This window comes from Amphritea sp., from assembly GCF_048266285.1.
Classification (GTDB): domain Bacteria; phylum Pseudomonadota; class Gammaproteobacteria; order Pseudomonadales; family Balneatricaceae; genus Amphritea.
The window spans coordinates 161,580-183,463 of sequence record NZ_JBLWZV010000003.1 but is presented as its reverse complement, the minus strand read 5'-3'; the positions used below and the strand labels follow the sequence as shown (position 1 = coordinate 183,463).

Here is a 21,884-nt window from a genome sequence, read left to right as displayed (position 1 = left end):
ATGCCAACAGCAATTCACATAACAATAATGAATAAAGGGATTTAATGGATACTGATTACTTAAAAGGGTTTCTCCTAACCTCTCTCGGGGTGCTGATACTCAGCTTCGATGCACTGCTGATTCGGCTGATTCAAGTGGAGTCCTTTAGCCTGCTATTTTGGCGCGGTTTGATGATGAGCCTGATGGTAGCGCTCTGGTGTCGATACCGTTATCCCGGTAAACCGCTTTTTTATCGTGACTGGGCCAGCATTCGTTCGACACTGTTATTTACCCTTAGCTCCATTTTATTTGTCAGTGCAATCCACAACACCTCTGTGGCCAACGTATTGGTTATTATCAGCGCTCAGCCATTGTTTGCTGCGATTATCGCCCGGGTATTTATTGGTGAGCGCTCAGCTCCCATTACCTGGCTCGCTATTGCCATCTCTATGTTAGGGATTGGCTGGGTGATGAAAGACTCGTGGTCCAGTCCAAATATGGAAGGCGATCTGATGGCGCTGCTCTGTGGCATCATGCTCGCCGGCAAATTTGTTAATGACCGTTCAGTCAAACACCGGGATATGACACCCGCGCTGATTACCTCCGGTCTACTCATCAGTGTTATTAGCCTGTTCGGGGCATCCCCGTTGGCCCTTTCCGGTACGGATTGGGGGTGGATGCTCTTACTCTGCGTGATTATTATTCCCATCGCCTTTGTCCTCATCACCATCGGGCCAACCCGTATTTCAGCTGCAGAAGTCGGGATGCTAATGCTATTAGAAACCGCCTGCGGGCCGTTGCTAGTCTGGTTTTTCCTCAATGAAGAGCCCAGTCGTGCGGCCCTGCAAGGTGGCACTCTCGTCATTGTCACCCTATTGATTCACGGCTATATCCAGTGGCGGCGCCAGTCTCGTTAACCACTCAGTGTAAAAAACATTTGCATCGACCGCGACGAATAGTAAGAATGGCGTAATTAGTTTAGATATTAAGAATAAATATATGCGTAAATTTGAAGACTCTTTACCCCTGCAACTGCTTAAAGCCCGTGAAACGGCCATGGCGCTATTTCGGCCGCTGCTGCAGGAAAATAATGTAACCGAACAACAATGGCGAGTACTCAGAGCGCTCAAGGCATTCCAAGAGCTAGAGTCAAAACAACTGGCCGAGCACTGCTGTATTCTTAGTCCTAGCCTGACAGGCATTATCAAACGTCTGGAACAACAGGGTTATATTAAACGTAAAAAATCGGACGAAGATCAGCGCCGCACTCTGCTGAGTCTCACCGATAAAGCCCTCGATCTATTTGAACGACTTAGCCCCGATGTGGAAACGCAGTATCAAGCCTTTACCGAGCTATATGGTGAAGAAAAAATGGAACAGCTGACAAAATTACTCAAAGAACTGGCTGACCTGAAGGTCTAACCGCTTTAGCAACAGCATTCATACGAGTGACCTAGCGCTTAAGAATGCCGCCAGCGGATTAAACAGCTCGGTTCACATGACGCAAAAAAAGCCGCGGATCTTCTGATCGGCGGCTCTTTATTTAGCAGAAATTGAGTGTCAACAGCAGCGGTAAATTAACGCTGCAAACCACCCATACAGATATATTTAGTTTCTAAATAGTCATCCAAACCATATTTAGAGCCTTCGCGACCCTGACCGGATTCTTTCACCCCACCAAAAGGGATCACTTCAGAGCTGATCGCCGTCTCATTGACGCCCACCATGCCATATTCGATCCCTTCAGATACGCGCCAGATACGACCGACATTTTCAGTAAAGACGTAAGCCGCCAAACCAAACTCGGTATCGTTAGCCATCGAAATCGCTTGCTCTTCAGTACTGAACTTAAACACCGGCGCAACCGGGCCAAAGATCTCTTCAGAGAAGATATTCATGCTGTCATTTACATTGGTCAGTATAGTCGGCTCATAGAAGCAGTTACCCAACTCGGATGGTTTACCACCGGTCACCACATTAGCACCCTGCTTAACGGCATTCTGCACAATGTTATCAATATCACCCAACGCTTTTTGCGAGACAACTGGGCCATGAGTGGTATCGGCATCGAAGCCAAAACCTAAGCGAAACGCGTTAACCGCTTCCGCAAATTTCTCAACGAACGCATCATAGATACCTTCCTGAACCAACAACCGGTTAGCACAGATACAGGTCTGACCTGAGTTGCGGTATTTAGAGATCAACGCACCTTTGACCGCCAGATCGAGATCCGCATCATCAAAGATAATAACTGGCGCGTTACCACCTAACTCCATAGAGGTCCGCTTTACTGTATCGGCGCACTGCTTCATCAGCAATTTACCCACGGGAGTAGAGCCGGTGAAGGTCAGCTTTTTAACCGTTGGGTTCGATGTCATTTCGCCACCCACGGAAGAAGAACGAGCGCTCGGCAGCACGCTAAACAGGCCGGCAGGCAACCCTGCACGATTAGCCAACTCTGCCAATGCCAATGCCGACAATGGTGTCTCTCCGGCAGGCTTCAACACGATAGCACAGCCAGCAGCCAAAGCGGGTGCCGCCTTACGGGTGATCATCGCATTAGGGAAGTTCCAAGGTGTAATGGCCGCGACCACACCCACCGGTTGCTTGATTACAATACTACGACGGTCACCTGCCGATGGCAGAATGTCGCCATAGATGCGCTTGCCTTCTTCGGCAAACCATTTCAGATAAGAAGCGCCATAAAGCACCTCACCTTTGGATTCAAATACAGGTTTACCCTGTTCAATCGTCATAATCGCCGCTAGATCATCAATATTGTCGATAATCAGCCCGTGCCAGCGCTCCAACACCTCAGAACGTTGACCGGCGGGCAGTGCTTTCCAGCTCTGCATCGCGGCATCCGCCGCAGCAATCGCGCGAGCGGTTTCCGCTTGGCCAACACTGGCGACTTCAGCCACCACTGCACCGGTTGCAGGGTTCAATACAGAGAAGCTTTCGCCCGTATCACCATCAACCCACTGCCCATTAATAAACGCTTTAGTCTTTAGCAAAGAGCTGTCATTCAATTCTAATTTCATAGCAATCTCGTTTAACGTTATCGGGCAGCGTGTCCCGTTGGCACCGACCCATTGGAATCGATCTATGGGTCGATAATACACAATATTAGTTAACATGTTAAGTTGATATCGTAATTTAGCGCTTTCCAACGATCCCGAAGGCCACGCCTTGGTTTACCCCTGCAGCCTAGTTGTTTACTGAAAACCTTAGTACGCCGCTAGAAACCGCTCGGCCTGTTGGCAAGCGCGGCGAATCAATTCTGGTGCTAAAGCTTGCGCGGTTTCGGTCTCCTGACGGCTGCGTATCCAGCCAAGATAGGTAAAACCACGGGCCGTTAGAAAAAGTTCTAACTGGGCTAGGTCGCTATCACTCAGCGCGCGCTGCTGTCGATAACCATCAACCAATGCCGCTTTCGCGGTCTCATAGCCCTTTTCATCGACAATAAAATAGAGCGCTGTGGCCAGCTCGAACATATGCCAGCCAAAACCTGCATCATCAAAATCCAGTAAGCGCACCCCAACACCATCAGCGATCAAGTTTTCCGGTACAAAATCCGCATGGATCATACTGAAATTTTGCTCGTTCTTGGGTAACGGCTCTAACTGCTGCTGTACCTTCATTCGCGCCGCTATAATCAACGCCTGCTGTTCGGCGGTCAGTAACTCCAGCTCCCAGAAACGCCCCCAAAAAGGCTGTTCACCCACCAAACCGTCACAATCCCACGCATGACGTTCAAAACCATCGGGCAGCGACCAATCACAAGCCTGATTATGCAACCGGGCCGCAGTTTCACCAATCGCTCCATACAACTGGGCCAGCTGTTCGATATCATCACTCACACCATGCTCAACACACCCCAGCGGAGCGCCCTCGATCCAAGCAAATAGGTCGATCTGACGCGGTTCCGGCACAGCATCAACCTGTTCAGTGACCAGTAGTTCCCCGTTTGCCGTAGGTATCACTTCAGGCACCAGCACCCCGGCATCAATCAGTGCCGCCATCCACTGCAACTCTGAATGCAGCGCCCTAGTATTATGATAACCCGGTCGGTGGATACGCAGTGCATAGCGCACCCCTTCGGTGGTGAGCACCTCAAATACAGCATTCTCCCGATATTTAATCGGTTCGATCTGCGCCACATCGAAAGGCCAGTGTGATAATGCCTGCACCGCTAACGACTGTAGCCGGTCAACCTGCTGAGCCGGGCTTAAGCTATAAAAACAACTCATCCGTTGGCCACCTGACTGACTAGGTACAGCACTTCATCCAAGGTCGAAAGAAGAATATCCGCATGTTCAGGCTGAAACGGCATCGGCGGGCGCAGTTTCAAGATGGAATCGTAAACCCCAATAGTGCTGATCAACACGCCCCGTTCGCGCATCAAATTGATGATTCGGCGAGCTTCCGCAATGGCGGGCTGCTTAGTGGTTAAGTCCTGCACCAGCTCAACGGCAAAGAACATCCCGAGATCCCGGACATCACCGATGAGCGAATATGTCTGCTGTAATTTACGCAGCCCAGCACTCACATAGGCACCGGTAGAAACGGCGTTTTCCATTAACCGCTCTTCCACTAACACATCTAACACCGCCATACCCACAGCACAGGAGACGGGTGTTCCCCCAAAGGTATTAAAATACATCGCTTGTTGACTGAAGGCTTCAATCATATCCCCACGGGCGACTACCCCAGCCAAAGGGTGACCATTGCCCATCGGTTTACCCAAGGTGACGATGTCCGGTGTCAGGTCATACCATTGATGGGCCCACATATGTTTACCACTGCGACCAAAACCCGCTTGTACTTCATCGGCAATCAACACGCCACCAGCTCTGCGTACCAACGCTGTGGCTCGCTCAAGGAATCCCTTGGGTACGGTTAATAGGCCTTCATTAGCAAAATCAGGGCACACCAACATCCCTGCCACCTTAATCCCTTCGGCTTCAAACTCATCAATTGCTTGCTGTACTTGAGCGACATAGCGATCCGCTAAATCCGCTTCACCAACCCCACTCACGCCACGATAAGAATCCGGTATAGCAAAGGATTTAACCCGCTTTGTCAGTTTGGCTTCCGGCATAAAACCAGTACCTAGTTCGGCCACCGCCTCGGTATTTCCGTGATAGGCAAAATCGGTAACGATAATGCCCTGATGACCGGTACAAAAACGGGCCATTCGCAGTGCTAATTCATTCGCTTCGCTACCCGTACAGGTCAGCATTGCCATGGATAAATCTTCGCCAAAGCTGGCCGTCAGCCGCTCCATATACTCGACGATATTGTTATGCAGATAACGTGTATGAATATTGAGCGTGCTCGCCTGCTGATGCAGTGCGGCCACCACCTTCGGGTGACAGTGGCCAACATGGGGGACGTTATTGTAGACATCCAGATAGCGGTTGCCTTCAGGGTCAAATAACCAAACCCCTTCCCCTCGTACCAACTGTAGAGGACGTTCATAAAATAGTGGCGAGCTTTTACCCATCACTTTAAAACGACGGTGTAACAATTCGGTATTTACAGTGTTCAGCATTTTATTATCCTGTCTGACATCAGGACTGGCCCTGATGAGTGCTGACAGGAGTATCTAATTTAGACGCTGAATCGGGCATCCATCAAAAGGTGGAAGCGAAAACATTGCTGGCAAGAAGAGCTTAATTTGTGGCGCGTTACAGCTGCAACAACGGTAAAACCTTGGCGATCAGTTCGCTGCGAGATTGCACCGAGACTTTTTGAAAGATGTTATGTAGATGGGTTTTAATCGTGGCAAGCCCGAGGCCGAGCGCCAAGGCAATCTCTTTATTACTCGAGCCACTTAACAATAACTCAAGCACATCGAGTTCCCGTTCGGTTAGTGCATAATGATCGGTAATAGACTGTCGTTCATTATTGCGATGCGGCAGATATACCGCATTTAAACTGTATTCAAGGAACGGCTGTAGGCTGCGCAACAGACGTAGTTCATGGGTGCTGTAGTTGCCCAACCCCGCTTCACGCAACATCGTCAATACCGCAATAATACGTCCCTCATGCCGGAAAAACATATCCGCCACAAAACGATGATTATTGGGCACCATAAACTCTTGATAATAGATGGTCTGCTTCAATAAGTGGGGTGACATCTGTGAATCCAAGGTTACCACCCGATCATCCCGATCGGTAAAGCGTTCGGGATTTAACGGGTCCATTTGGCTATAGGCCGCTTCATACTGTTTCTCAATATCCGCACCGCTTTTATACACCACCGCACCCCGATGGCGCATATCCGGCTCAACTAAGAAAAACACCAACTCGCTTAACGGCATTAGATCATTAATCAGGGCTAACGCTTTTCGCTGAAATTCATTGGGAAATTTAGGTGCTGTCATATATCTGATCCACAGGGCTAGCGATGCAAGCTTGTCAGTATGCCGCAGCAACACTCACAAGCAACAAAAAAACGGGCCAAATCAACCATACGGTTGATTACTTTCTCGACTAAATACGCGTCGAATACAGTCACAGCATATCTGCCGGCCTTCCCCCCTTCAGTCGGTGGTGCTGTGATACAAAAACAAAGAATCCCCTGGAGGATCATATCGATGACTCAACACTTTACACACAAACTCTCTACCATTGCCTTGGGTGCCGCCATTGCCCTCGCATCAGGTAGCGCCTCTGCCTACAACCTTTATGACGCTGACGGTTCGCAGCTTAACCTAGACATTGAAGCGGTTATTGGCACCTTCAGTAGTAACGAAAACTATTTCGGTAAATCGGGTAATGGTTCTTCTTGGCAGGAGGGCTATTTAAAAGCCGGATTCAGTGGTAGTCATGCACTCAATGATGACAGCACCGTTTACGGTGGCCTTAATGTTGTTTCATCCGGTACCTGGGGTGATGGCGATGCCGCAGGCAATACTGATGGCAGTGAACGGCGCACGGCACTCGAAGATGCTTTTATCGGTATTCGCAGCGGCATTATTGATGTTTCGTTAGGCCGCCAGAACATCACCATCGGTGATGGTTTCCTCATCAACGGCGACGCCTTAAACGTTGGTAGCGGTGAAACCCTGCCCCCTTTTGCTGATAACCGAGGTGGGGCTTACTGGCTCGCAGCCCGTAAAGCATTCGACCAAACCTTTTGGCTTAAAATTGGCGGCGAACAGGGTTTCCGCTCGGATATGTTTTGGTTTAAATCCGACAATGCCATGCAAGATAATGTCGAGATGGCCGGTATCAACGTTGAGTATAACAACGACATAGGTACTTTCGGCGTCATGCACCTGAAAGGCTTAGATGCCGATCAAGTTGCCTCTGACCGTGATGGCCAAACCACCAACAGCATTCGTTACCAAGGTAATGCTGGCGTTGAGAACCTCTTTTTATCAGCTGAATTTGTCAATCAAGAAAGCGGCTCCGGTGTTGATGCCGATGCTTGGTATGCCGAAGCCGGCTGGACCTTTGCAAAGACCACCTGGTCACCGCAACTGAGTTATCGTTATACCCGTTATGATAATAATTTCGACTCGCTGTTCTTCGGTTTTAACCGTGGCTACGGCACGTGGTTCCAAGGTGAAGTCGCCGCGAACTATGCTGGACCTTTTGGCTCTTCCGCTACCATTCAGCACCTAGCCCTAAAAGCTTCACCGACGGAAATGCTATCAGTAGGCGCACTGTTCTTTGACTTCAGTGATTCAAGCACCTTCGGCGCCAATTCTGAAGGCCAAGAACTGGATATTTATGCTGAATGGGTGGTCAACGATCACCTGATTATCAGCCCGCTGATCGGCATCTATTCACCGGATAATGGCAATCAGAGTCAAAATAGCGATGATGATAATCTTTATGCTCAGGTCATCGCTATCGTACCGTTCTAATCACCGAGGCTAATACCCAGTGATACAGAGCCCTGCATGCAGGGCTCATCTGTTTTAAGGAGACCCTGATGCAAACTCATTTTTCACTCACTATTAATGGCCAGCAGACGGCCGGCGACGCCGGTCAGTTTGATGTGCTCAACCCTGCAACTGAAACGGTGGTTGCGTCTGCCCCACTGGCCTCTGTTGATCAGCTCGATCAGGCGGTAGAAGCCGCTGCCGAAGCGTTTACATCTTGGCAACACACCCCTGATGCCGAACGTCAGGCGCTGTTGCACAGCATCGCGGATGTTATCGCCGCCAATGCCAATGAACTAGCTGAGATCATTGTCTTGGAACAGGGCAAACCGATGTTTCTTGCCCATGCAGAAGTGACCGGTGCCGTCGCTTGGACCCGTTACAATGCCGACCTTCCAATCCCCGTCGACATTATTGAAGACAGCGAGCATAAGCGGATTGAAGCACATCATAAGCCATTGGGTGTTGTCGCTTCTATCACCCCTTGGAACTGGCCTTTAATGATCGCCATCTGGCATATCATGCCGGCCCTGCGCACCGGCAATACGGTTGTTTGCAAGCCCTCTGAATATACCCCACTGAACACCATCAGACTGGTAGAGTTGATCAACCAAGTCCTGCCTGCTGGGGTGCTCAATGTGGTCACCGGTCAAGCGGAAATCGGCGGCGCGATCAGCAGCCACCCCGGTATCAGCAAAATAGTCTTTACCGGTTCAACACCTACCGGTCAGCGGATTATGAGCAGCGCCGCCACCAACCTTAAACGCCTGACATTAGAACTTGGCGGTAATGATGCGGCAATTATTTTGCCTGATGTCGATGTTGATGCCGTGGCCGAAGGTATTTTTCAAACCGCCTTCCTGAATATGGGACAAACCTGCGCAGCCCTTAAGCGCCTCTATGTCCATGATGATATCTATGATGCGCTGTGTAATAAGTTGGTCGAACTGGCCCAAGCGCAGGTAGTCGGTAATGGTATGGACGCTGAGGTGACCTTTGGCCCTGTACAGAATGCGAATCAATTAAAAATCGTCACCACCTTGGTTGATGATGCTAAAGCACAGGGCGCTCGAATTTTGTGCGGCGGCGAACAACTAGCGGGCCCAGGCTACTTCTTCCCACCAACCCTGGTCGCCGATATCACTGACGGTACCCGCTTAGTCGATGAAGAACAGTTTGGCCCAGTACTGCCAATTATCCGTTATCAGGATGTTGAAGAAGCGCTGGCCCGCGCCAACGCAGCCGATGTAGGCCTTGGCGGCTCTATTTGGTCGGCGGATATTGACACCGCGACACAATTAGCCAACCGCCTTGAATGTGGTACCGCGTGGATCAATGGCCATGCCGAAGTACTGCCGCACGCGCCCTTTGGTGGCTGTAAAATGTCTGGATTCGGTGTCGAGTTTGGCGAACAAGGGATGCTCGAATATACCCGTCTGCAGGTTATCAATATCAACAAATAATCGCTGTCCGTTGCGGGGTAAACGCCCCGCTTACTGTTAAATTACCGATAATGACACCCAAATGACCGATAACACCCTACTTAATGACCTTCAGGGTCGAGGACTGATCGCCCAACACAGTGGCGACATCGATATACTGGCTGAACACCTACAACAGCCCCGCACGCTCTATTGTGGCTTTGACCCTACCGCAGATAGCCTCCATATTGGCCACCTCGTGCCATTATTGATGTTAAAGCGGTTTCAACTGGCAGGCCATCGCCCCGTCGCACTGATTGGTGGTGCCACCGGCATGATTGGTGATCCAAGCTTTAAAGCGACTGAGCGCAGCCTCAACACAGCCGAAACCGTCGATCGTTGGATTCAAAGCATTAGCCATCAGCTATCCCACTTTATCAATACTGATAAGACGAATAATGCCGCCCTCATTGCCAATAATGGCGACTGGATGGCTGGCATGGATATCATGTCTTTTTTGCGTGATATCGGTAAGCATTTCTCCGTCAATGCGATGATTAATAAGGAGTCCGTGCGGCAACGTATCGAGCGCCCCGATCAAGGCATATCGTTTACTGAATTTTCCTATAGCTTGCTTCAGTCCTACGACTTTACCGAACTGAATCGCCGTTATGACTGCACGCTACAGATTGGCGGTAATGATCAATGGGGTAACATCACCGCCGGTATTGATCTAACCCGTCGCCTCAATCAACAATCGGTATTCGGCATAACCTTACCGCTGATCACTAAGGCCGATGGTACCAAGTTTGGTAAAACAGAATCCGGCGCTATCTGGCTCGATCCGCACAAGACCTCACCCTATGGTTTCTACCAGTTTTGGCTCAATACCGCCGATGCCGATGTGTACCGCTTTCTGCGTTATTACACCTTTTTATCTCTAAAAGAGATTCAGCAAATAGAGCAAGATGATCAACAGCGGGCACAAAAACCGGAAGCGCAACGTATTCTAGCCGAACAGATGACCCGCCTCGTGCATGGTGATTGTGCCCTTGAACAGGCTCAACGAATCTCCAGCGCGCTGTTTAGTGGTCAAGTCGGGGACCTAAGCCAGGCGGAGTTTCAGCAACTCGAACAGGATGGTTTGCCCTGCTGCGAGGTGAACCTGCCCATGACCTTGACGGATCTACTGGTCAGCTCAGAACTGGCTTCCTCTCGCCGCCAGGCGCGAGAATTTATCGCTGCCGGCGCGGTACAACTGAATGGCGTCACCGCCACAGATGCCAATCAAGCGATTACGCCAGCCGTGGCACTGCATCAACGCTTTGTGCTACTGCGCCGAGGCAAGAAACAGTTCACACTCGCCTGCCTTAACCAAGGTTAATGGTTCGCCCGGTGGTAACAGCGATCTTGGCTCAACCCTTTGGTCGATACCGAATAGCGTAGCGAACAGGCTTAATAACATAGTCTGTTGTTCTGGCTCGACAGGCAGCGTACCACTGACACCATGGATAGACTTGCAGCAACATCCAGTGAGTGCGTCGCTTCGCACGTCTTCTGTTGAAGGCTTTTCAGAGCTTACACCGGTAAGCTCTTTTTTTTTGTCCTTAACTTACCCCTCTCAACCCTTTGGTCGATAGTGCCACCCCCAACAAATCCGCTTAAATAGATCACAGACAGCAACGTCATTGGGTCGCAACAGAACCCGCTCACCGTTGCACAGAGGTAAATTGCACAAATGGATGAGGCGGTTCTGCTGCTGATAAAAATCGCAGAAAAGCCCGGTCAACCATATGGTTGATATTCAGTGGCGGCGTTTTGCTCTGTAATGAGATGTAAGAAGAATTCAAACGGACTATTAATATGCTACCTGACATCGACACCATTCTGTACGCCAGTGATATCACTGAAGGCAGCCGACCGGCGTTTCGGATGGCCGTCAAACAGGCGATTAATAACCACGCACGTATCGTATTCCTGCACGCACTCGAACCGATGGATGATTTTATCGACGATTTCTTGCCGGTCAATGCATCGCAAAAACATAAGCAGCAATTGATCGACAGTTTCAGGAAACGTATCGGCGAGCGCATAAAAGCATTTCTTAGCAGTGAGCTCGATGATGATTTCGAACTGCCTTATGAACCAACAATTCAAGTTTCGCCTGGCAAGCCAGATCAGGTTATCCTGAAAGCTGCTAAGCGGCTGAATGCAAGCATGATCATTATGGGAGATAGAGAAACCTCGTCCATGTCTCGCGTCTTTCTGGGCTCAACGGCCCAAAAGGTGATTCACCATAGCGAGATCCCGGTACTGATTGTGCCATTAAAAAAATAATTTATAACAACCAAGAAAACTTAGAGGAACGCCCATGAAGACAATAATAAAAGCCTGTGCTTTCGCCGCGCTTGCAGCCACACCCTTTGTCAGTTCGGTCGCTGCCGCGGCCGACTACCCAAATCGCCCCGTCAAATTCGTTGTGCCATGGCCTCCAGGTGATCTAGAAGACATTCTTACCCGCATCATCGCGGAAGAGATGGCTAAAGAAACCGGTAAACCCGCCACCGTTGTCAACAAACCTGGCGGCGCAGGTATTGTGGGTGCATCGGATGTATCCCGTGCTCGACCTGATGGTCTGACTATCGGCTCTTTTGTGGCCGATATTCTTACCACCCATCTGCTATCCGGTAATGCGCCTTACCAACAAGACACCTTTGAGCCGGTTGGTATCTTTCTAGATTACCCCTTTGTCTTGGCCACCAAAGCAGATTCCGCCTATAACAATATAGAGGAACTCGCCGAATACTCGCAGCAACATAAAGTGTCACTCGGTCACTTTGGTTATCAAGCACTGCCAACCGCGATCACCTTTACGGTTGCCGAGCAAGAGGGAATTAAATTCTCATCCAATGCCGCATTCGATTCTAACGACTGCTCCACGTTAGCTAACGGCGATGCTGACGTCATCAACACCACCACCCAGCAGATCCTTGCTTGCTTGAAATCCGGTGATGTTAAACTGCTCGCATCACTGACCCGCGACCGCCTCAGTATTGCGCCTGATGTTGCCACACTAAATGAACAAACCGGTATCAGCCAAACCACTTGGAACGGCCTGTTTGTTAAAAAAGGCACACCGGAGCACATCAAAAACCGTATCGCTGAGATCGCTGAAAAAGCCCTATCTACTGATCGGGTTAAAGAGCTGAGTGCCACCACCGGTGCTGGTATTTATTGGATCGGCGGTAAATTCGCTGAAGACGTGGTCGCCAATGACTATGAAGCCTCTAAAGCGTTACTGGAGTACATGAAAGAGTAATGCCAGCCATGACTGCAGCCGCCATCCTAGTGCGCTGCAGTCTCTCCCTGCTAATTCAAAATAATAAGGGTCTAACTCATGAGTAGTCTGGTAAATAACACCGACAATGATACCGACGAGCTGCCTCAGGAAAAACGTTATGGCATCTACTGGTGTATCCTCGCACTGGCACTGATATTACTGTGTTTATTACCCTTTCAAACGCCCTTGATTCACACCCAGCGAGGTTGGTTTTTACAGCCAATGTTTGGCTCATCCGTGGGGTTATCGCTATTAGTCATTTTTACCAGTGTGCGGGTTATTCAATCCATCAAAGATGGCTTTCTTAAGCGCTGGAACGTTATCGAATCACTGTTCGAAACCCTCAGTAGCTACCGTACCGCACTGATTTCGGCAGTCCTTTTCTTTGTCTATATCAATTCGCTGTCGGTATTGGGTTTTACCCTCTCAACCCTGCTGTTTACCACAACCCTGTTGTGGTTATCTCGCTTGCTGGATCGCACTTGGTTTCTGGCGACGCTGGGAACTCTCGCAGCGATGATCTTGATTTTCCGTGTCGGTGTCAGCCTGTGGTTGCCGGATGTATGGCTGTACAGCCTGCTACCGGATAGCTGGTCTGACATTGCTAACCAATATCTATAAGACGTAACTTTGATATGGAAACCCTACTCTTAGGTTTAAACGAAGTCGGTACACTCAATGTGTTACTGGCGATTATTATCGGCGCACTCATCGGCGTTACCATTGGCTCAATACCAGGCCTTGAACCGGCAGGTGTCATTGCCATTCTCTTACCCCTGAGTTTTTCAATGGAACCTCTTGCCGGTGTATCCCTATTGTTAGGCGTCTACGGTGGTGCCTGGTATGGGGGTGCGATACCCGCCATTCTAATGAATACCCCGGGCACCCCGGTCGCCGTGTTAACCACCTATGATGGTTATCCGATGACCCTGCGTGGTGAAGGTAAAAAGGCCCTTTCTATTGCTTACACCTCATCCTTTGTTGGCGGCATTATCAGCGTGCTATCGCTCGTACTGCTGGCACCGATGCTATCTCAAATTGCTCGGCTGTTTGGCTCGGCTGAATTTGCAATGCTGGCGGCTCTGGGGATGATTTTTGTTGTGCTAGCCCACCGTAAACATGTTGTCGAAGCGGCAATGATGTTGGGGCTCGGTATGTTCCTTGGCACCATCGGTCTCGATCGGTCATTCAGTACGCAGGTTTATACCTTTCATCAAGAATGGCTACTCAACGGCATCCCATTGGTGCCAGCCGTGATCGGTCTATTTGCCATGTCGCAAGCCTTTGTACTACTCTCTGTCCGTGAAAATGATTCCAGTGTCACCAAACTCGAAGGTGAAGGGTTATTTGGCGGCTTTGGCGTATTATTAAAGCACAAGATCACCGTCATCCGCTCTGCGGCCTTAGGGGTTGTCATGGGGCTATTGCCGGGGGTTGGTGAATTTGGTTCGCAGTTCTTTTCCTATACTCTGGCGCAAAAATTCTCCAAGACACCAGAAAAATTTGGCCACGGCGCTCCCGAAGGTATTATCGCCTCAGAAACCTCCAATAATGCGGTCACCGCCTCGGTGATGATCCCCTTACTGGCATTCGGCATTCCCGCTGATGCGCTAATGGCGATGTTATTGGCAGTGTTTATGGTACATAACTATGTGCCCGGCCCTACTCTCTTTGCCGAACGCCCCGAGTTTATTTCTGGGCTTTATATCTCGCTGTTTTTGATGAACATCGTCGTGTTTGTCTACCTCACTTTTGCGACCAAATGGATCGTCAACCTAACCCGCATTCGGGGACGCTTTATCGGCGCCTTTATACTTGTGCTGGGGTTTGTTGGTAGTTACAGCCAAAACTATCAGTTCTCCGATGCTATGATCGCCTTAGGCTTTGCAATATTTGGATATGTGTTACGTAAAAATGATATCCCAGCGGTTCCGATCATTCTCGGACTGGTACTAGGGCCAGTTTTTCTCACCCGTTTTCGCCAAGCGATGGGCGTTGCGGACGGCGATCTAAGTATCTTTATTAGCCGTCCGATCAGTCTGACACTGCTGTCTCTGATTGTGTTGTCGATTACGGTCTATCTATGGAGTAACTATAAAGCCAAACGCTCGGGATAACCTCCCCTATGCGATAACCCACTGACGCCTGATCGCTGTTCGATAACAACAAGGATCAGGCGTTTTTGTATGCCCAAACAAACACCTGTTTAACTTAACATATTAAGTTGTTTTTACTGGTTAATTATCGTACTCTGTTTCTCTTGGTTGAGAATCAGGAGCTGGTAATGCAAAAAAACGATAATATTTACCCCGCTGGTCTATACAATTTTCAAGACGAATGTCTGAAACTTCTGACCGGTGTGCTCAATGTTTCCAAGGCTGCCACCTATTTAGTGGACAGCCAACGTAAGCCTATCTGTTATAAAACATGGCAGCTTCAACCCGCCATGCATCGACAATACATGGATACCTTTCATAAGCTCGATCCGCTGCACCCGACTCAATTTGTCGAACAGGCCGATGTCTCGGTCGTTAAAATGAATGACCTGGTCAACACTCAGGAACGCTATGACCACCCCTATTACCGCGATTTCGTCTCGCCTTGGGGCGTGCAAGATATTGTCGAACTGTTTCTGCGCGTGGATAATCAACTGATCGCTGGCTTCGCTCTGTTTACCTCCAAGCAGCAACCCGAAATGCGTATAGAAGATATTCGTAAAGCGAACCAACTACACCAGTTTATGCAGTTCTCACTGGAGCAAAGCCTAGCCGCACCAAAGCATAGTCAGTTTCAGGTGTTTTGCGATCAATACCAGCTAACGCCAAAAGAACGCATGGTGGTCGAACTGGTCAGTCAAGGGTTGCCGAATAAAAGCATCGCTTCAGGCCTTGATTGCAGCCTGGCCACCGTTAAAACTCACCTACAACATATCTTCACCAAAACCGGCGTGAACAGTAAGACTGAAATAGCATCATTGCTCTATAACCTTCATTAATTTCTGCCCCCATAGACACCGGCCTCAGGGATGAGGTGAACAGAGATCCACCTATATCAACCTTCTGGTTGATACCTTCCTCGCTTGATCAATTCATAATAAATCTAACCCCGTAGCCTGTGTTAATACGTCAACATGTGCATATCGCTGTATGGCTGCGGCTCTGACAACAAGAAGCATCCGGAGTTATCAAATGAGTGAAAACAAGCAAACCCTGTGGAACCCAATGGTTCACCCTGGTGATCCCAATGCCCGCAACCATATTCAAATTGTTAAGGGTGACGGTAACTATGTTCAGAATCGTGAAGGTAACTGGCTAGTCGACGGTGTCGGTGGCTTATGGAACGTTAACGCCGGTCATAACCGCAGCGAAATTAAAGATGCCATCAAGGCTCAGCTGGATGAACTAGAGTATTTCCAGATCTTTGATGGCATCAGCCATCCCCGGGTGCTTGAGCTATCCGATATGATCATCGAGATGACTAAGCCCGAAGGCATGGCCAAAGTCATGTTTAGTTCAGGCGGCTCCGATGCCGTAGAAACCGCACTGAAAGTTGCTCGCCAATACTGGAAAGCGATCGGTCAATCTCAGCGCTACAAATATATCTCCCTTAAGCAAGGCTACCATGGCGTTCATTTCGGTGGCGCTTCGGTCAACGGTAACACCGTCTTCCGTACTAACTATGAGCCAATGTTACCAGGCTGCGTGCATATCGATACGCCTTGGTTATACCGCAACCCTTGGAATTGCGAGAACCCTGAAGAGTTGGGTCATCTCTGTGCGAAACAACTGGAAACGGAAATTCTTTTCCAAGGGCCTGACACCGTGGCGGCTTTCATTGCTGAACCGATTCAAGGGGCTGGCGGCGTTATCGTTCCTCCGGCTAACTACTGGCCACTGATTCGTGCTGTCTGTGATAAATACGGCGTACTGCTGATCGCCGATGAAGTCGTCACGGGCTTTGGCCGTAGTGGTAACATGTTTGGTGTCCGGGGTTGGGGCGTTGCTGCGGATATTCAGTGCTTCGCGAAAGGCATCAACTCCGGTTACATTCCATTAGGCGCAACCGTCATCAATGAACGCGTAGCACAAGGGATCGAAAACTGCCAAAGCTTCACCGGTGCTCTGATGCATGGTTATACCTATTCTGGCCATCCAGTCGCTTGTGCCGCTGCAATTGCTAACCTGAAGATTGTCCAAGATGAAGACCTTCCGGCCAATGCTGCCGTTCAGGGACAGGACATGTTAACCAAGTTGACCAATGCCCTGAGTGACTTCCCATCCGTCGGTCAATTACGCGGCATGGGCTTAATGTTAGCGATCGACCTCGTTACCGATAAGACCACCCGCGAGCCTATCGATCCGATGTCTGGCTTTGCCAATCAGATCGCGGCTGTAGCCCTGCGTGAAGGTGTTATTGTGCGCCCGGTTGGCACTAAAATCATCCTCTCGCCGCCGTTAACTATCGGCACAGAAGAGGTCGATAAGATCGTTTACGCCCTACAAAAAGGCTTTAGTGAGATCGATCGATAAGCGTTTAAACATATCGATAGCAACCCCTGAGATTGCCAGTTTTACTGGTGATCTCAGTTCTACGGGTGTATTCTGTTAACTTGTTAAGTATTTTCAAGTAAGCCTGACAGAACGATAACCCCACTATGCCAACCTCTTCCACCGCGCAAGTCAAAACCCCCATTGTATTGTTAGCCGGAATGGCGATTGCCAGTCCCGTGGCGCTCAACCTCTATGCTCCCGTGATGCCCGTGTTGGCAGAGCAGTTCGATACCAGCCCATTTACAATCCAGTTAGGTTTTACCTTTTATCTACTGACGCTCGCCATTGGTCAACTGATTAGCGGCCCATTAGCCGATCGCTATGGCCGTAGGCCAGTGTTTTTCTGGGGATTTTTGCTGCATATTTTGGGTGCGTTACTCGGTGCATTTGCCTTTGAGGTATGGCAACTACTATTGGCGCGTATCCTTCAGGCTGCCGGCGGCTGTACGGGGATGTTGCTGGCCCGTAGTATTATTCTTGACCAGCATGGTAAAGATAAAGCCGCCGGAATGCTCGGTTATATCACCATGGGAATCGCTTCGGCTCAAGCACTGGCGCCCACCATGGGCGGCTATCTTAATTTAGCGGTAGGCTGGCAATCGGTCTTTTGGGTATCGATGGCACTTGGCACCATCGTTTGGCTCGGCGCCCTCTTCACCTTGCCGGAAACGTCAACACCAAAATCAAACACTGGCTCGCTGCTACAAAGTTTTACCCGCTACAGCACTGTGCTGTCATCCCGAAATTATGTTTTTTGTGCGCTATCGACTACCATGATCGCCTCCGGCTTTTTTGTTTTTATGACCAGTGCGCCCTTCTTAGTCGCAGAGTTTTTACAGGGTAACTCAGCGGATTATGGCAATTGGTTTCTACTGGTGGCTGGCGGTTTTTGGTTTGGTAGCCTGACCGCCGGGAAGATATCCGCAAAAGTTGGCACTCGACGAATGATGTTGGCGGGCAATAGCCTCTCAGGCATCGGTGCACTGTTCATGCTCGGGCTGTTTTTACTCACCCCCTTCAGTTTTTTGGCGCTTTTTATACCGATGGCCTTGTATACCTATGGTCGTGGTTTAAGTCAGCCAAGCGCACAAGCGGCGGCTATCTCATCAACCACCGGCGCGGTGGCAACGGCGACTGGGATGCTCGGTTTTTTCCAATTAACCATTGGCTCGTTAGTCGCACAAATCACACCGCTGCTGATGGAGTTCAGCATCAATATGCTACCACTGGTATTGGTATCCTTGGCGCTACTCGCCTCGCTATTTGCAATCAAGGGTAGTCAGGGCGAATGAGCCCTTCCCTGCTACGCTGCGCTTGGCGGCATTTCAACAGAGATTAATCTGGCGAGTTCTGTTGATGAGCAGCCTCTTGTAGATCAGGAATATCAATCAATAAATCCGTCACGCCCACATCGATATGATATTGAAAAAGCACCGTCGATAGCTGACCACGGTGATGGGTTTGATGATTAAACAAATGGCTGACTAATCCAGCAAACTCACGTTCACTCACCTGCCCTCTCGAATTGCGATAACGCAACGTGCGGTTAAAATCATCATCGCCAACCTCGGATACCAACCACTGCTTAATGGCAGTATCAACGCGCTCACGGGCAGCGATAAGGGACGTAAAATCCTCGTAGAGCAATTCATCTAGAGCGACAGGGCTTGGTAACGCCTTCAGGGCGATGAGCGAAGTATAACCTTGCGCATGTAACGAGAAGCGCGATAACCACAGCAGATCTCCGACTAAAATATGGTTCAGTATCCCTAATGGAGATCTAAAAAATGCCCCACAATCACGCCTTAGCTGATCCGCAGTAAGCTTGGCACAAGCCTTATAGATCTGGCCATTCATCCGCTGATTGTAATCCGCCATGCGGATAAAATGGGTTTTAATGTCCATGACCGACGCGGCTCCTTTATCGGTTTTAACGGCGATGTGACGTCAACAATAGATTATCTTTTACTGGGTTCGGTTGCTTTGATCAATACACTAAACTCGCTAAGCTCTGCGGCACTATAGGCTGTATGCACCCGCACAGACGATGCTGGATGATGCTGTAAGCCGACCCCCTCGCGATACCCTTTAACCGGTCGAATCGGTCTTGGGCTAAAACCTCCACCACAGTTAGGGCAAACATTGCTTAGCTGTTGTTCCACACAACCTCGGCAAAAGGTGCACTCATAGCTGCAAATATAGGCCTCAGTTGAATCTGGCGGCAGATTTTTATCACAACACTCACAGTTTGGACGAAGCTCTAGCATCGCTGAAACCCTCATTTAAAGAGAAGTAGAAGGTAAAAATACGTGAATCCACCACTGTTGACTAGCCATCAAGACATCGCCACCACCGTTCAGATCGATTTAGGGGCAAACATAATAATCGCCATACCGACTAATGCCACACTCGCACCAACCATATCCCAAGCGGTGGGCTTGATACCGTCGACCAACCAAAGCCATACTAAAGCGACAACAATATAGACACCACCATAAGCCGCATAGACGCGACCTGCCGCCGTTGGATGCAACGATAGCAACCAAGCAAACAGCATTAAGCTAAGTGCCGCGGGCAGCAATAACCAGATCGTTTTATCCTGCTTCAACCAGAGATATGGCAGATAACAACCGGCAATTTCAGCAACCGCAGTGATGATATAAAGCGCGAGGGTTTTTAACTCAAACATGGGATTCATCAATCTCATCTAACGGTAGGAATCATGACTAGCAGCTAGCCACAGCGCGCAGCTTAATCTGAACAAATCAACGCACTGGGAACAACGACACTCACGCGACTATCACTCAGACTATCACTCAGACTATTTTGGCAGAGACTTCGATAACAAAATAGTCAGAACAACAGGATACACTAATCTGTAGCAGTAACGGTCGACTGGGACTGTGTCGACAGCAACGGTTGCCTCTCAGCGGCGCTTGCTTGATAGACCGCATACGCACTCAGCATCATAACAATCAAGACTGCAGCCAGAAGCGGTCGATCAGCCCCTAGTTCATTGGTGATGCCATCCCGCTTCGCTTTTGCTAAATCATCGGGATGATACACGCCTTTACGACAAAACAGGATAGTGACAAAAAACATCCCCGTAACGGCCATAAACACATGCAAGGTATAGGTAAACGCAATTAATGCCGTCGGGCTATTAATCTGGGTAGCACTGAGGCCTAACACCGAAGAACAGCACATCATGGCAATCGCGAATAGATTGATGGGGGTTTTAGAGCGGCTAACTGCGCCCCAGGCACTATTAATTTTCTGTTTTGTGGCGCTGTGATTAAGCGCCACAGGGCAGCCGCAGTGGAGACAGCTGTCGGCTTTGTTCGAGATTGGCTGATCACAGTCTTCACAGTTTATCATTGCCACGGTTCAGCTCCGCTAAAATAATTTCTAGGTTTACGGGCCCCCATCACCTCTCTAAGTAAACGATTTACCTAAGGACTGATCAGCCTATTTTGCACAGTAGCTCACCTAGCCTATCTGACCAGCACTTCATTAGGCCGGCGGCGCGGTGGCTTGAAAATGCATCGCATCACGGCCCCAGAAAGCGCCCGCAGATAACCAGCCCTCTTGGGCAAAACACTCCATCACTTCAATCGGCATTGAGGCATTCACGGGCCAAGCGGTTTTATTGCCATTTCTGCCGGCATTGATATCGATCGCATTCATCCATGCATGCATCGACCAGGAATTCCAACTATTACGTTTTAAACGAGGGTTATATAAGCCGTTATAAACCAGTATGCCTGCTTGTTGACGCGATTCTTCATCAGGGTATATCTCGGCTAAACGCTGAAAAACACGCAATAAACTATCGGCGCACTTTTCGTGTGCCCAGAGGGATTTAACCGGTTTATCACCATAATAAATGCTAAAAGGCAGGATGATTTTCTTGCGTGGCGGACTGTAGTGTTTATCGCCATGGGGACCAAAAAAATCGATAAACTCAGGGGATCCTTCAACCGGAAATGGATGCGGAGATGGCATCAGGTTTTTGAGGTGTTGCTGACAAGCGGCAATACTCATCGGCCCCCAAAAACCATCACCTAATGTCCCAACACGTTCCTGTAGACGAACAATCTCTGACCTTTTCATTGTAAATACACCTCGGTATTTCAATTGATAGAATCATCGCAGTCCTGAGTTTACAGCGTTAAACAGAACTACTTAGCGGCAGCGCTAGCTATCCCAGATAAGGCATTGGTGACTTTATTGATCACCTCATCACAGCCCTCAATCTCATGCCGCTTCACCAGATAGGCTGGATCGTTATAAGAGATCCAAACCTTATCGCTAACATCCTGCCACACCAGATACTTCTGTGGCAGATCAATAGCAACCGTTTGCTGGCACGCCATCAAAGGGCTGCCAACCTTAGGATTACCGAAAATAATCACCTGAGTATCCCGCAGCTCAATATTGACCTGAGCTGCGGCATCAGAATGTTTTACCCGATTAAAGACAGTCATGCCTTTTTTAGCCAGAATAGAATCTAACCGGTCGGCGGTTTCCTCTACACTGTATTCGCTGGCAATGTTAACCATTCCCTCTGCTGCAAAACCTGGGCAACCCCAGAGAATAGCCGTAAGTGCAATGACATAACGCTTAAACATAAGAAACTCCTTGGTATTCATATTGAACGTATGGCGTCAGTGTACACAGCATTAAGGACTAAAAA

The 21,884-nt window shown here is 49.4% G+C and carries 22 protein-coding genes; 12 read left to right on the top strand and 10 right to left on the bottom strand.

Going from position 1 to position 21,884, the window contains the following annotated elements:
* The first annotated feature begins 44 nt into the window (after positions 1–44).
* Together ACN0T0_RS06170 and hpaR are read left to right on the top strand one after the other, a co-directional pair.
* Entirely contained in the window at positions 45–896 is an 852-nt protein-coding gene (locus tag ACN0T0_RS06170) for a DMT family transporter (protein ID WP_417224271.1), read from the top strand.
* An 82-nt stretch (positions 897–978) separates the two neighbouring features.
* Positions 979–1,401, top strand: coding sequence for a homoprotocatechuate degradation operon regulator HpaR (gene hpaR / locus ACN0T0_RS06165; RefSeq protein WP_417224269.1), 423 nt, complete (start codon positions 979–981; stop codon positions 1,399–1,401).
* 155 nt (positions 1,402–1,556) lie between these two features.
* On the opposite strand, the gene ACN0T0_RS06160 is transcribed toward hpaR, so the two are convergent.
* The 4 genes from ACN0T0_RS06160 to ACN0T0_RS06145 all read right to left on the bottom strand — a co-directional run bounded on the left by ACN0T0_RS06160 (position 1,557) and on the right by ACN0T0_RS06145 (position 6,368).
* Positions 1,557–3,020, bottom strand: a complete 1,464-nt coding sequence (locus ACN0T0_RS06160) for an NAD-dependent succinate-semialdehyde dehydrogenase (protein WP_417224267.1) — start codon at positions 3,018–3,020, stop codon at positions 1,557–1,559.
* A 186-nt stretch (positions 3,021–3,206) separates the two neighbouring features.
* Positions 3,207–4,229 carry a phosphotransferase enzyme family protein gene (locus ACN0T0_RS06155; RefSeq protein ID WP_417224266.1) on the bottom strand — a complete coding sequence of 341 codons (1,023 nt, stop codon included), beginning with the start codon at positions 4,227–4,229 and terminating at the stop codon, positions 3,207–3,209.
* The gene (locus ACN0T0_RS06150) at positions 4,226–5,533 is read right to left on the bottom strand and encodes an aspartate aminotransferase family protein (RefSeq protein ID WP_417224264.1); all 1,308 of its coding nucleotides are present in this window, start codon (positions 5,531–5,533) and stop codon (positions 4,226–4,228) included. Before ACN0T0_RS06150 ends, ACN0T0_RS06155 begins: the two co-directional genes overlap by 4 nt.
* A gap of 136 nt (positions 5,534–5,669) precedes the next feature.
* A complete protein-coding gene (locus ACN0T0_RS06145) occupies positions 5,670–6,368 on the bottom strand; it encodes a response regulator transcription factor (protein ID WP_417224263.1) in 699 nt (232 codons plus the stop codon).
* A gap of 213 nt (positions 6,369–6,581) precedes the next feature.
* Between ACN0T0_RS06145 and ACN0T0_RS06140 the strand changes: the two genes are divergently transcribed.
* The 10 genes from ACN0T0_RS06140 to ACN0T0_RS06095 all read left to right on the top strand — a co-directional run bounded on the left by ACN0T0_RS06140 (position 6,582) and on the right by ACN0T0_RS06095 (position 18,480).
* Positions 6,582–7,859 (top strand): hypothetical protein, encoded by a 1,278-nt coding sequence (locus ACN0T0_RS06140; RefSeq protein ID WP_417224261.1) that lies wholly within the window; start codon positions 6,582–6,584, stop codon positions 7,857–7,859.
* A 68-nt stretch (positions 7,860–7,927) separates the two neighbouring features.
* Complete coding sequence (locus ACN0T0_RS06135; protein ID WP_417224259.1) at positions 7,928–9,340, top strand: aldehyde dehydrogenase family protein; 1,413 nt, start codon at positions 7,928–7,930, stop codon at positions 9,338–9,340.
* Positions 9,341–9,401: 61 nt separating this feature from the next.
* A complete protein-coding gene (tyrS, locus tag ACN0T0_RS06130) occupies positions 9,402–10,682 on the top strand; it encodes a tyrosine--tRNA ligase (protein ID WP_417224257.1) in 1,281 nt (426 codons plus the stop codon).
* A gap of 479 nt (positions 10,683–11,161) precedes the next feature.
* On the top strand, positions 11,162–11,635 hold the full coding sequence (locus ACN0T0_RS06125) for a universal stress protein (protein WP_417224255.1): 474 nt from the start codon (positions 11,162–11,164) through the stop codon (positions 11,633–11,635).
* Between the two features lie 34 nt (positions 11,636–11,669).
* Positions 11,670–12,617, top strand: coding sequence for a tripartite tricarboxylate transporter substrate binding protein (locus ACN0T0_RS06120; protein ID WP_417224254.1), 948 nt, complete (start codon positions 11,670–11,672; stop codon positions 12,615–12,617).
* A 78-nt stretch (positions 12,618–12,695) separates the two neighbouring features.
* On the top strand, positions 12,696–13,259 hold the full coding sequence (locus ACN0T0_RS06115) for a hypothetical protein (RefSeq protein WP_417224252.1): 564 nt from the start codon (positions 12,696–12,698) through the stop codon (positions 13,257–13,259).
* Positions 13,260–13,273: 14 nt separating this feature from the next.
* Positions 13,274–14,755: a tripartite tricarboxylate transporter permease gene (locus ACN0T0_RS06110; protein ID WP_417224250.1), complete on the top strand. Its 1,482-nt coding sequence runs from the start codon at positions 13,274–13,276 to the stop codon at positions 14,753–14,755.
* 167 nt (positions 14,756–14,922) lie between these two features.
* Positions 14,923–15,633, top strand: a complete 711-nt coding sequence (locus tag ACN0T0_RS06105) for a helix-turn-helix transcriptional regulator (protein WP_417224248.1) — start codon at positions 14,923–14,925, stop codon at positions 15,631–15,633.
* A 193-nt stretch (positions 15,634–15,826) separates the two neighbouring features.
* Positions 15,827–17,167 carry an aminotransferase class III-fold pyridoxal phosphate-dependent enzyme gene (locus ACN0T0_RS06100; RefSeq protein ID WP_417224246.1) on the top strand — a complete coding sequence of 447 codons (1,341 nt, stop codon included), beginning with the start codon at positions 15,827–15,829 and terminating at the stop codon, positions 17,165–17,167.
* 125 nt (positions 17,168–17,292) lie between these two features.
* Complete coding sequence (locus ACN0T0_RS06095) at positions 17,293–18,480, top strand: multidrug effflux MFS transporter (RefSeq protein ID WP_417224244.1); 1,188 nt, start codon at positions 17,293–17,295, stop codon at positions 18,478–18,480.
* Between the two features lie 43 nt (positions 18,481–18,523).
* Here the strand turns inward: ACN0T0_RS06095 and ACN0T0_RS06090 are convergent, their stop codons facing one another.
* From ACN0T0_RS06090 to ACN0T0_RS06065, 6 genes are all read right to left on the bottom strand, one after another.
* A complete protein-coding gene (locus tag ACN0T0_RS06090; protein WP_417224242.1) occupies positions 18,524–19,093 on the bottom strand; it encodes a DinB family protein in 570 nt (189 codons plus the stop codon).
* A gap of 53 nt (positions 19,094–19,146) precedes the next feature.
* The gene (locus ACN0T0_RS06085; RefSeq protein WP_417224240.1) at positions 19,147–19,455 is read right to left on the bottom strand and encodes a DUF1272 domain-containing protein; all 309 of its coding nucleotides are present in this window, start codon (positions 19,453–19,455) and stop codon (positions 19,147–19,149) included.
* 89 nt (positions 19,456–19,544) lie between these two features.
* Entirely contained in the window at positions 19,545–19,877 is a 333-nt protein-coding gene (locus ACN0T0_RS06080; protein WP_417224502.1) for a YnfA family protein, read from the bottom strand.
* Positions 19,878–20,059: 182 nt separating this feature from the next.
* Positions 20,060–20,572 carry a hypothetical protein gene (locus ACN0T0_RS06075; protein ID WP_417224239.1) on the bottom strand — a complete coding sequence of 171 codons (513 nt, stop codon included), beginning with the start codon at positions 20,570–20,572 and terminating at the stop codon, positions 20,060–20,062.
* A 129-nt stretch (positions 20,573–20,701) separates the two neighbouring features.
* Positions 20,702–21,301 carry a M15 family metallopeptidase gene (locus ACN0T0_RS06070; protein WP_417224237.1) on the bottom strand — a complete coding sequence of 200 codons (600 nt, stop codon included), beginning with the start codon at positions 21,299–21,301 and terminating at the stop codon, positions 20,702–20,704.
* 68 nt (positions 21,302–21,369) lie between these two features.
* On the bottom strand, positions 21,370–21,819 hold the full coding sequence (locus ACN0T0_RS06065) for a DUF302 domain-containing protein (protein ID WP_417224235.1): 450 nt from the start codon (positions 21,817–21,819) through the stop codon (positions 21,370–21,372).
* Positions 21,820–21,884 lie beyond the last annotated feature (65 nt).